The sequence below is a fragment of the Amycolatopsis sp. NPDC054798 genome, from assembly GCF_053611505.1.
The window spans coordinates 167662-177762 of the sequence record NZ_JBSHAM010000004.1 but is presented as its reverse complement, the minus strand read 5'-3'; the positions used below and the strand labels follow the sequence as shown (position 1 = coordinate 177762).

At 69.8% G+C, this 10101-nt stretch carries 11 protein-coding genes; 4 read left to right on the top strand and 7 right to left on the bottom strand.

Annotated features, from left to right (window positions below; translation table 11 throughout):
- Positions 1–138 precede the first annotated feature (138 nt).
- Positions 139–1377: an aminotransferase class I/II-fold pyridoxal phosphate-dependent enzyme gene (locus tag ACWGIC_RS04665; protein WP_452074523.1), complete on the bottom strand. Its 1239-nt coding sequence runs from the start codon at positions 1375–1377 to the stop codon at positions 139–141.
- A gap of 71 nt (positions 1378–1448) precedes the next feature.
- Here ACWGIC_RS04665 and ACWGIC_RS04660 point away from each other — a divergent pair, with 71 nt between their 5' ends.
- The gene (locus tag ACWGIC_RS04660) at positions 1449–1931 is read left to right on the top strand and encodes a hypothetical protein (RefSeq protein WP_452074522.1); all 483 of its coding nucleotides are present in this window, start codon (positions 1449–1451) and stop codon (positions 1929–1931) included.
- Positions 1932–1974: 43 nt separating this feature from the next.
- Positions 1975–3120: a GDSL-type esterase/lipase family protein gene (locus ACWGIC_RS04655; RefSeq protein ID WP_452074521.1), complete on the top strand. Its 1146-nt coding sequence runs from the start codon at positions 1975–1977 to the stop codon at positions 3118–3120.
- A gap of 41 nt (positions 3121–3161) precedes the next feature.
- On the opposite strand, the gene ACWGIC_RS04650 is transcribed toward ACWGIC_RS04655, so the two are convergent.
- Positions 3162–4040 carry an NmrA family NAD(P)-binding protein gene (locus ACWGIC_RS04650; RefSeq protein WP_452074520.1) on the bottom strand — a complete coding sequence of 293 codons (879 nt, stop codon included), beginning with the start codon at positions 4038–4040 and terminating at the stop codon, positions 3162–3164.
- Positions 4041–4137: 97 nt separating this feature from the next.
- Between ACWGIC_RS04650 and ACWGIC_RS04645 the strand changes: the two genes are divergently transcribed.
- Complete coding sequence (locus ACWGIC_RS04645) at positions 4138–4488, top strand: MerR family transcriptional regulator (RefSeq protein WP_452074519.1); 351 nt, start codon at positions 4138–4140, stop codon at positions 4486–4488.
- 26 nt (positions 4489–4514) lie between these two features.
- Positions 4515–5456, top strand: coding sequence for a methylenetetrahydrofolate reductase (locus ACWGIC_RS04640; RefSeq protein ID WP_452074518.1), 942 nt, complete (start codon positions 4515–4517; stop codon positions 5454–5456).
- Here the strand turns inward: ACWGIC_RS04640 and ACWGIC_RS04635 are convergent.
- The 5 genes from ACWGIC_RS04635 to ACWGIC_RS04615 are packed head-to-tail and all read right to left on the bottom strand — an operon-like array spanning position 5434 to position 10079.
- A complete protein-coding gene (locus tag ACWGIC_RS04635; protein ID WP_452074517.1) occupies positions 5434–5922 on the bottom strand; it encodes a hypothetical protein in 489 nt (162 codons plus the stop codon). The genes ACWGIC_RS04640 and ACWGIC_RS04635 overlap by 23 nt on opposite strands.
- Positions 5919–6449, bottom strand: a complete 531-nt coding sequence (locus ACWGIC_RS04630; RefSeq protein ID WP_452074516.1) for a hypothetical protein — start codon at positions 6447–6449, stop codon at positions 5919–5921. Before ACWGIC_RS04630 ends, ACWGIC_RS04635 begins: the two co-directional genes overlap by 4 nt.
- The gene (locus ACWGIC_RS04625) at positions 6449–7690 is read right to left on the bottom strand and encodes an MCE family protein (RefSeq protein ID WP_452074515.1); all 1242 of its coding nucleotides are present in this window, start codon (positions 7688–7690) and stop codon (positions 6449–6451) included. Before ACWGIC_RS04625 ends, ACWGIC_RS04630 begins: the two co-directional genes overlap by 1 nt.
- Positions 7690–8886 carry an MCE family protein gene (locus ACWGIC_RS04620; protein ID WP_452074514.1) on the bottom strand — a complete coding sequence of 399 codons (1197 nt, stop codon included), beginning with the start codon at positions 8884–8886 and terminating at the stop codon, positions 7690–7692. Before ACWGIC_RS04620 ends, ACWGIC_RS04625 begins: the two co-directional genes overlap by 1 nt.
- A complete protein-coding gene (locus ACWGIC_RS04615) occupies positions 8883–10079 on the bottom strand; it encodes an MCE family protein (RefSeq protein ID WP_452074513.1) in 1197 nt (398 codons plus the stop codon). The genes ACWGIC_RS04620 and ACWGIC_RS04615 overlap by 4 nt, the downstream gene beginning before the upstream one ends.
- Between the last annotated feature and the right edge of the window lie 22 nt (positions 10080–10101).

Sequence of the window (10101 nt, the reverse complement as noted above, 5' to 3'; positions counted from 1 at the left end):
GGCCGGGCGTGCGCCCCCCCCCCCGCCGGCCCGGCCCCCCATCCCCCCCCGCCGGCCAACAACCCCCCCCGCGGCCCCCCCCGGCAACCCCCGGCGCCCCCCCCCCCGTCGGGGGGGGCGGCGCCACGGAGGCGGAGATCAGGCGCGCTGCGCGACCGCGAGCCGCACGCAGACGGCGAGGGCGCGGACGGCCTCCTCCACCTCGGCCAGCTCGGGGAAGGTCGGCGCGATGCGGATGACCGCGTCGGCCGGGTCGTCGCCGTGCGGGTGGGTGGCCCCGGCCGGGGTCAGCGCGACGCCCGCCTCCTTGGCCAGCCGCACGACCTCCTTCGCGGTGCCCTCGGGCACGGTCAGCGAGATGAAGTAGCCGCCGGTCGGCTTGGTCCAGGTCGCCAGGTCGCTCAGCTCCTCGGAGAGGATGCGCTCGACGGCGGCGAACTTGGGCGCGATCAGCTCCGCGTGCTTGCGCATGAGCGCGCGGACGCCGTCGGCGTCCTTGAGGAACAGCGCGTGGCGCAGCTGGTTGACCTTGTCCGGGCCGATCGTGCGCTTGCTGAGCACGCTCTGCCACCAGGCGAGGTTGGCCTCGGACGCGCCGAAGAACCCGACGCCGGCCCCGGCGAAGGTGATCTTCGAGGTGGAGCCGAACACGAACGCGCGGTCCGGGTTCCCGGCCTCGGCGCAGAGCGCGAGGATGTCGGCCAGCTCCGGCTCGTCGTCGGTGAGGTGGTGCACCGCGTAGGCGTTGTCCCAGATGATCCGGAAGTCCGGCGCGGCGGCCGGCATCGCGGCGAGCCGCCCGGCGACCTCGGCGCTGAAGGTGACGCCGGTCGGGTTGGAGTACTTCGGCACGCACCAGATGCCCTTGACCGCGGCGTCCTCGGCAACCAGCCGCTCGACGACGTCCATGTCCGGGCCGGTCTCGGTCATCGGCACCGGGATCAGCTCGATGCCGAACCGCTCGGCGAGCGCGAAGTGCCGGTCGTAGCCGGGCACCGGGCACAGCATCGCGATCCGGGGCTCGTCGGCCCAGCGGCGCGTGGCGCCCGGCAGGGTGCTCAGCATCGCCTGCGCGATGGTGTCGTGCATCAGCTCCAGGCTGGAGTTGCCCGCGGCGAACAGCTGCTCGACCGGCACCTGCAGCGCGCCGGCGAAGATGCGGCGCAGCTCCGGCAGCCCCTTGAGCCCGCCGTAGTTGCGGGTGTCGGTGCCGTCCTCGGCCTTGTACTGGCCGTTCGGCAGCGTCAGGAGATCCGCGGAGAGGTCGAGCTGCCGGGGCGACGGCTTGCCGCGGGTGATGTCCAGGGACAGGCCGCGCTCGACCAGCGCAGCGTAGTCGCGACGGGCAGTGTCGACATCGACAGGAGCTGTGGTCATACCACCACGCTAAACCGCTCGCGCAAGCCAGTTCGGGTGACCCCCGGCTGACGTCGGCTAGCGTGGGGCCCGTGCGGTACCTGGTGCATGCCGAGCAACGGCAGTTCTCCTTGCGGGACAAGGACGCTTGGCGTCCCGGCGACGGCGGGTGGACCGACGAGGCGGTCTCCGTGCACCGCGTCGCGGTAGAGCCGTCGTCGCTCTCCGTGGCGACCGCGCGCTCCGACTGGGTCGAGGTCGACGTTTCGATCGGCACGGCGGCGCCCTCGGTGTCCCCGGACGCTTCCCACGTCGTGGAAGCCGATCTCGACGTCCCCGGCGGGGTGGTGACGCTGGCCGGTCCCGCCGATTACGCGCGCCAGGAACACCGGATCGCGGTTCCGCCCGGGCGGTACCGGGTCCGAGTGTCCTATGTGGAGAGCGGACCGCCGGACGCCGGATGGCACGACCACGAGTTCGGCGAGCATTTCCGGTACGTGCTGGACCTGTGGCCGTCCGCCGAGGCCGCCCCGGTCGCGGTGCTGCGCCAGGGCGCACAGGTGTGGGACGGCTGATATCTGTTGGCGATGCGCGGCTCCGGGCGGCACACTCGGCGGCATGCAGTGGATCACCACCGAGATCGGCGAAGAGTTCGTGCGCGGCGCACTTGAGCTGGAACGCACGCCGCAAGGCTTGCTGCCGCACCGGCTGACCGCACGGGCGCGGGCGCAGAACACCGACAGCAGGCTCGCGATGGCGGAGACCGAGCCGTCCGGCGTGCGCTTGGCGTTCCGCACCGAATCGACCGCCATCGAACTGGACACCCACCGCACGAAGGTCGGCTATCTCGGGATGCCGCCGCTGCCGGACGGCGTCTACGACCTCGTCGTGGACGGACGGCTGGCCGATTCCGCCGCTGTCTCCGGCGGCGACGAACTGATCCTCGACATGATGACCAGCACCGGCGAGACCCGGCCGGGCCCGTCCGGCACGGTCCGGTTCTCCGACCTGCCCTCGGGCGTCAAGGACGTCGAGATCTGGTTGCCGCACAAGGAAACCACCCGGCTGATCGCGTTGCGCACCACCGCCCCGGTCTCCCCGCTCCCGTCCGCGCGCCGGGTCTGGCTGCACCACGGCAGCTCGATCAGCCACGGCACCGGCGCGACGGGCCCTTCGCAGACGTGGCCCGCGCTGGCCGCCACTGCCGCCGGGGTCGACCTGATCAACCTCGGTTTCAGCGGGAGCGCGCTGCTGGACCCGTTCACCGCGCGGGCGATGCGGGACACGCCCGCGGATCTGGTGAGCGTGAAGCTGGGAATCAACGTGGTGAACGCGGACCTGATGCGGCTGCGCGCTTTCGGCCCGGCGGTGCACGGGTTCCTGGACACGATCCGGGAGGGGCATCCGGACGTTCCGCTGGTGGTGGTTTCCGCGTTGCTGTGCCCGATCCACGAGGACACACCCGGCCCGGGCGCACCGGATTTCAGCGACGGAACGCTCCGGTTCAAGGCGACCGGGGATCCGGCTTCCGTGGCCGAGGGGAAGCTGACGCTGAAGGTCATCCGGGAGGAGCTGGCGAAGGTCGTCCGGGACCGGGAGGACCCGGCGTTGCATTTCGTGGACGGGCTTTCGCTGTACGGGGAAGAGGATTTCGCGGCGCATCCCTTGCCGGACGCACTGCATCCGGACGCGGCCACGCACCGGCTGGTCGGGGAACGGTTCGCCAAGCAGGTGTTCGGGGACGGCGGTCCGTTCGCGGAGTGAGCCTGGTGGCCTCAGGCCGCCCGGTCTGAGGCCACGCTGGGTCAGCGCGCGAACCGGCGGGCGAACTCCGCCATCCCGGTCGGGCGGATGTCCGGGTAACGGTCGTTGTCGAGCGGGCTCAGCTTCGCCTTCCCGGTGACCATCGCCCACACATATTGCAGCGCAACGTAATCCGCGGGACCGGACGCGACAGACTTGCGGCGCTCGATCTCGGCGGCGAGGTCGTCTGTGCCGCCAAGGCGGCGAAGGGCGAGGCTGCGTCCGGAACCGCGCTCCAACGCGGCGTGGAAGTCCTTCATGGACAGCACGTCGCCAGCCACCCGGACCGGTCCGGAGACCTCCGCGTCCAGCGCCACCGCGGCGGTGTAGGCCGCGGTGTCCGCGACGGTGGTGAAATCGCAGGGCTCGTCGCCGTCGCCCCAATAGCTGAACGTTCCGTTCTCCCAATCCACGATTTCGAGGAACGGCGCGGTCATCACCTCGTGAAACGCGCCGTTGAGGACGGACGTCACCGGGAGCCCGGATTCGGCGAACGCGGCGTGCGCCTTCCGCCGGTCGTCGAGGAAGACGTTGTCCCCGTCGTCGAGCCGGAACAGGTCCACCGCGAAATCCGACGGGATCAGCCGGGACACCCCCGCCTTTTCGGCGGCGCGCAGCAGGGCGAGCTGCCCGTCCACGACGACCTCCGGACCGCCCTGCACCGCGGAGACGACCACGTCCACGCCGTCCAGCGCGTGCTCAGGGCGTTCGAGCGCGCCCTGGACGATCTCCGCTCCTCGCTCCTTCAGCGTCCGCGCCGCTTCGGCCCCGGCGCTCTCCGGCCGGACCAGCGCCCGCACCTGCGCGCCGCGCCGGAGCAGGCTCGCCGCAATCTCGCGGCCCAGCATCCCCGTGGCCCCCGCGACCAGCACTTTCGTCACTTGTCATTCCTCCTGCGTCACTGCTGCTTGACTTCGGCGATCGCGACGCTAATCCTTGAAACCCATTACAAGGTCAAGCCAGCGGGGTCCAGGTCACATGCGCATCGGGGAACTGTCCAAGCGGACCGGCGTCGACGAGCAACTGCTGCGGTACTACGAAAAACAGGGCCTCCTGCGTCCGGCCCGCACCCCGAACGGCTACCGCGACTACGCCGAGGCCGACGTCGGGGCGGTGCGGCGCATCCGGGAACTGCTCGCCGCGGGCCTGCCGACCGCGACGATCGCCGAGATCGGCTCGTGCGTCCGGGACGAACCGCTGACGCCCGCCTGCGACGGGGTGCTCGAACGGCTGCGCGGCGAACGCGACCGGATCGACGCGGCGCTGGCCCGGCTCCAGTCGTCCCGCGCGGCGCTGGACACAGTGATCCAGCGCCGGACCGCGTCCTGACAGCCCGGGCTGCTAACTTCCGCCCCATGGCGGACCACACTCTCCGGACCCAGCTGACCCATCCCGATCGCGGCGTCCTGCTGTTCGGCATCACCCCGCCCCGCCTCAGCAACTCCCCCGAGCGGATCCGGGAAATCACCGCCGCCACCCTGTCCCGGCTGGCTTCCCTGGACGTCGACGGCCTGGCCCTCTACGACATCGACGACGAGAGCGACCGCAACCCCGACGAGCGGCCGTTCCCCTACCTGCCGACCCTCGACCCCGCCGTCTACCACTCGGACTATCTCAGCGAGTGGACCCGTCCCGCAGTCATCTACCGCTGCGTCGGCAAGTACCCCGAACCCGACCTGCGGGACTGGCTGCGCACCGCCGACACCGACCGCGTGCTGTCCGTCTTCGTCGGGGCGTCCTCGAAGAACAAGCAGGTGCACACGAGCCTTTCCGAAGCACAGGCGCTGCGCCGGGAAATCCGCCCGGACCTGCTGCTCGGCGGCGTCGCCATCACCGAACGACCCGACGAGCACCTGCGGCTGATCGCCAAACAGCAGGCAGGCTGCGCGTACTTCATCTCGCAGGTGATCTACAGCGCGGACGCGGCCAAGAGCATGGTCTCCGACTACTTCTACGCCTGCCGCGACCAGGGCCTCGAACCCAAGCCCGTCCTCTTCACCCTGTCGGTCTGCGGTTCGGCGAAAACGCTGGCGTTCCTCAAATGGCTCGGCGTCCACGTCCCGCGCTGGCTGGAGAATTCCCTGCGGCACGCGGACGACACGCTGGCCGAGTCGTACGAGCAATGCCTGGCGAACGCCCGCGACCTGGCCGCGTTCTGCCGCAAGCTCGGCATGCCGTTCGGCTTCCTCGTGGAGAGCGTGTCCATCCGGAAGGTCGAGATCGAGGCTTCGGTGTCCCTTGCCCGAGAGGTGAGCGAGTTGCTCGGCCGGACGGCTACAGCGGATCCAGCGCGGTGATCTTCCACTGCCCGTCGGTGCGATGCGCGGTCACCGACAGCTGCCCCACTGACGACTGAGGCGCACCACCGCCGGGCAGGATCGTTTGCTGGTCAAGGAAAAGCAGCAGGCTCGCGTCGTCGCCGTGCAGGGAGCGCAGCCCGATCGCGCGGACAGTCGTCGTCCGGACGAGCTTTTCGTTCGCCGCGCGCTGGCGGGCCGCGGCGAACTGGCTTTGGTACTGCCCCACCGCCGAGCCGGTCAGGACGTCGGCCGCGGCACGGGCGGTGCGGTCCAGATTCGCGTAGTCGTAGGAAAACACCGCCTTCACCGCGGCGCCGACCTGGTCGGTGACCTGAGCCGTCGCCACCGGGTCGACCATCGCCTCGTCGTCCTCCGGTTGCAGCAGCGACGCCTGCACCCCGAACCACACCGCGCACGCCAGCGCGACCCCGGTCACGCCGGCCGCGATCGTCCGCCGGTTCACGAGCCCACCGCCTGGATGCCGCCGATCTTCCAGGTGTCCCCGTCTCGTGCGAAGTCCACGGCCAAGCGGGCCTGTTTCGCCGAAGGCGGGGCGTCGCCGGTGCTCACGCGGACGTTCAGGACCGCGATCAACCGAGCGGTGCCTGCCGAGGGGTTCAGCTCGGTGACCGCGGCCTGCACCAGGGAAGCCGTCGACACGGTTTTGGTGCGTTTGGCCCGGTCGATCTGCAGCTGCCGGTCACCGGAGAGGTCCTTGCCGTACTGCCCGGTGGTGGCGGCGATCCAGCGGTCCACGTCGACCGCGCTGGTGCGGTAGTCGATCGTGTTGAGCGTGACCAGATCCGTGCTCGCGGCGGCCAGCACGGCGTCCCGGGCGCGGCCGCGGGCGAGGCTGTCGTCCTGCGCCGCGCTCCACCACGACCAGCCGAACCACGCGGCGGCCAGCACCGCGACGACGGCCAGCACGCCGAGCAGCCGTCCGGTCAGGAAGGACTGCGCCTCGTCTTTCTCCGCTGTATCGGCAGCCATCACGAACCGCCCAGCAAGGCCCCGAGCCCGCCCTTCAGCGGCGCGGTCAGCTGTCCCAGCAGACCCGGCAACAGCTGCTGCGAACCCTGGTCCGAAGGCGCGGAAGCCTTGGGCGCAGCCGGAATCGCGGGCGGCTTCCCCGCGTACGGCGCGTTCTGCGCACCCCGCACCTCAGTCGGGCTGCCCGGCGGCTCCGCGCAGTAAGCGTTCATGTTGACCGGAGCTTCGCTCGTGTCGTTGGCCGGACGCTGTTTCGTGCCTTCATACCCCTTCGTGCACGAATGCGGGTCGAAGAAGTTGAACACCACGCCGAGATGCCCGGTGCCGTCCGGCGAGGTCGTCGGCGAGAACGCCGAGATCACCGGATACGCCACCAGCAGCTCCTCGATCGCGTCCTTGCGCATCGAGGTGACCTGCGCGGTGGTGAGCGAGTTCGCGAACAGCACCCCGAGGTCGGTCCCGGACGTGGCGAGCACATCGCTGATCTGCCGGCTCAGCTGCGGAGCCTCGTCGATCACCTTGCGCACAGCCGGATCCGACGATTTCAATTGCCCAGCAATAGTCTTGAGCCCGGACGCGAACGCCGTGATGTTCTGCGCCTGCCGCTCCTGCGTCGCGAACACGGTGCGCGAGTTCGCGAGCAACCCCTGCGTGTCCGGCACGTACTGGGCAGCCGTCGCGGTGAGCGAACTGGTGCTGTCCAACAGTTTCTGCAACTGCGGGCCGGAACCGGCGAACGCGTCGTACGTCTCGTCCACGACGGTCTTCAACGACTCCGGATGGACGCTCGCGACCAGGCCGTCGAGATGCGTCAGCACGGAATCCGGCGTCGCGGGCAGCGACGTGCGGTCCTGCGTGATGACCGCGCCGTCCTCCAGGTACGGCCCGGCTTCGCGGTCCGGCAGCAGGTCCACGAACTGCTCCCCCACCGCCGACCGGTTCGCGACCTGCGCGTGCAGCGCCGACGGGATGTCCGGGCCGCCGGAGTCGATGTCGAGCCGGACGTCGATGCCGTGCGGGGTGAGCGTCAGGTCCCCGACCCGGCCGACCGTGACGCCGCGGTAGGCGACCTCGGAGTTCACGAAAATCCCGCCGGAATCGGGCAGTTTGAGCGTCACGTGGTAGCCGCGGTTGCCGAAGATCCGGTCGAGACCGGCGTAATGCCCGCCCGCGTAGGTCACCGACACGACGGCGATCACGAAGAACACCAGCAGCTGGATCCGGGTTTTGCGCGTGTTCATCAGCCGCCTCCCAGCAGTCCGCCGAGCAACCCGCCCAGCACCCCGCCGTAACCCGGCTTCGTGCCGCCCGCGGGCGGCGGGTTGTTGGGCAGCGGCAACGGCAGCTGCGGCATCCCTTGCCCGGCAACGGGCGGAGCAGCACCGGAGGTCGACGGCGTCGGCAGCTGGAACGGCGGCTGCGACGAGTTCGTGAAGTTCTGCACCAGCTTGTCGAGATCGAGGTTGATCCGCGCGTCGACGTTCGCGTAGTCGCCCTTGATCACGTTGCCCGCGTAGTCCGGGAACGGGTAGGTGAGCAGGATCCGCAGCGCGTTCGGCAGATCCTTGCCCGCCGCGCTGAGCTGGCGCAGCGTCGGCTCCAGCGCTTTGAGGTTCGCGATGAGCTGGTCCCGGCTGCGATTCACCGTGTCCACTGCGACGCCGGAGAGCTTGTTCAGCGCGTTCAGCATCCCCACCAGCTGGTCGCGCTGGTCGGCGACGATCTTCAGCCCGGGCGCGAGTTTGTCCAGCGCGGTGGCGAGGTTCTGCTTCTGCCCGACCAGCGTGGTGGACAGCTTGTCCAGCCCGTCGATCGCGCGCAGGATCTCGCCCTTGTGCCCGTCCAGCTGGGTGGCCAGTTCGTCCACTCTGGACAGCAGCGCGCGCATCTGCGGTTCGTTGCCCGACAGCGCGTCGTTGAGTTCGTGGCTGATGTTCTGCAGCTGGTCGACGCCGCCGCCGTTGAGCAGCAGCGACAACGCGCCCAGCACCTCTTCGATCTCCGGGTTGCGGTTCGTGCGCCCGAGCGGGATCTGCGCCCCGTCGGCGAGCTTTCCGGCCGGTTTCTCCGCGGACGGCGCGCTCAGCTGCACGAACTTCTCGCCGAGAAGACTGGACTGGCGCAGTTCGGCACGCGCGTTCGCGGGCAGCTGGACGTCGCCGTTCACCGTCATCGACACGAGCGCGGCCCGGGTGTCCGGGGTGAGCGCGATCCGGTCGATCCGGCCGACCGCGACGTCGTTCACCTTCACGTTCGCCTGCGGCACCAGGTCCAGCACGTCGGCGAACAACGCGGTGACGTGGTAGGGGTGGCCGCCGACGTCCGGGCCGCCGGGCAACGGCGTCGAGTACAGCCCGTTGAACCCGCCGTCGCTACACCCGGCGAGAACCAGCACTCCGGCGAGCACGCCCGCCAGCCGTTTCCGGAGGCGTTTCACTTGCCACCTCCGGGTTTCTGCGTCAGCACGTCCGTCAGCGGCAGGGGCAACGGCGGCAGCTGGCCGTTCTGCAAGGAGTTCAGCGCCTGCGGGATGGACGGCAGCTTGAGCGTGCCGTCGAGCACCGGCGCGAGCTTCTTGCAGATGTTGCCGAGCGTGTCCGGCAACGGCTTCGGCGTGCCCGCGCTGATCAGCCGGCAGACGGTGAGGATCGGCGGGTTGGTGATCTCGTTCAGGTTGTCGCGCACCGCGATCGTGCCGGACGCCGCGTCGTAGGTGTTGATGAAGTTCGTCGCCCCGGTCGGCGCGATGTCGAGCACCTCGGCGAGCGAGGCCCGCTGGTCCACCAGCACCTTGGTCAGCGACGCCAGTTTGGCCACATTGGACGAAAGCCCGTTCTTGTTGTCCGCCACGAACTGTTTCACGTCCCCCAGCGACGTGGACAGCGAATCGAGCGCCGCCCCGACGTCGTGCGAATCGTCGGCGAGGAACCCGCTGACGTCCGCGAGGCGCTGGTAGAACTCGTTCAGCTGACTGTCGCTTTGGGACAGCGCGGAGGTGAACGAGTTCAGGTTCTTCACCGTGGAGAACAGGTCGTCCTTGGAATCGTCCAGCGTCCCGGCCAGATCGGCGAGCCTGCCGACGGTCGAGTTCAGGTCCTTGCCGTTGCCCTTGAGGTTGGCCGCGGCGGTGTCCAGCAGATCGGAGAACGCACCGTTTTTGTTCGCCCCGTTGGGTCCTAGCGCGGTGGACAGCTTGTCGAGGCTCGCGTAAAGGTCGTCCAGCTCGACCGGCGTCGCGGTTTTGTCGCGCGCCAGCACGGTTCCGCTCGCGAGCGTCGGGCCGCTGTCGTACGCCGGGGTCAGCTGGACGTACCGGTCGCTCACCAGGCTCGGCGAAACCACGACCGCGCCGACGTCCTTCGGGATCGGGACGTCGTCGTTCACCGTCATGTCGACGCGCACCGTTTGGCCTTGCGGCGTCACCGCGGTGACCTCGCCGACCGCGACGCCCAGCACGCGCACCGACGAACCGGCGTAGAGGCCGACGGTTTTCCCGAAGTACGCCGAGATCTTCGTCCCGCCGGTGTCGCGCAGCGCGAAGTAGATGCCCGCCGTCAGCAAAAGCGCAGCCACGCAAGCGAATCCGAGCCAGGTAACGAGGCTCCGGCCCGCTTTAGTCTCGACAGTCATGACGCCTCCGAGGGAAAAAGTA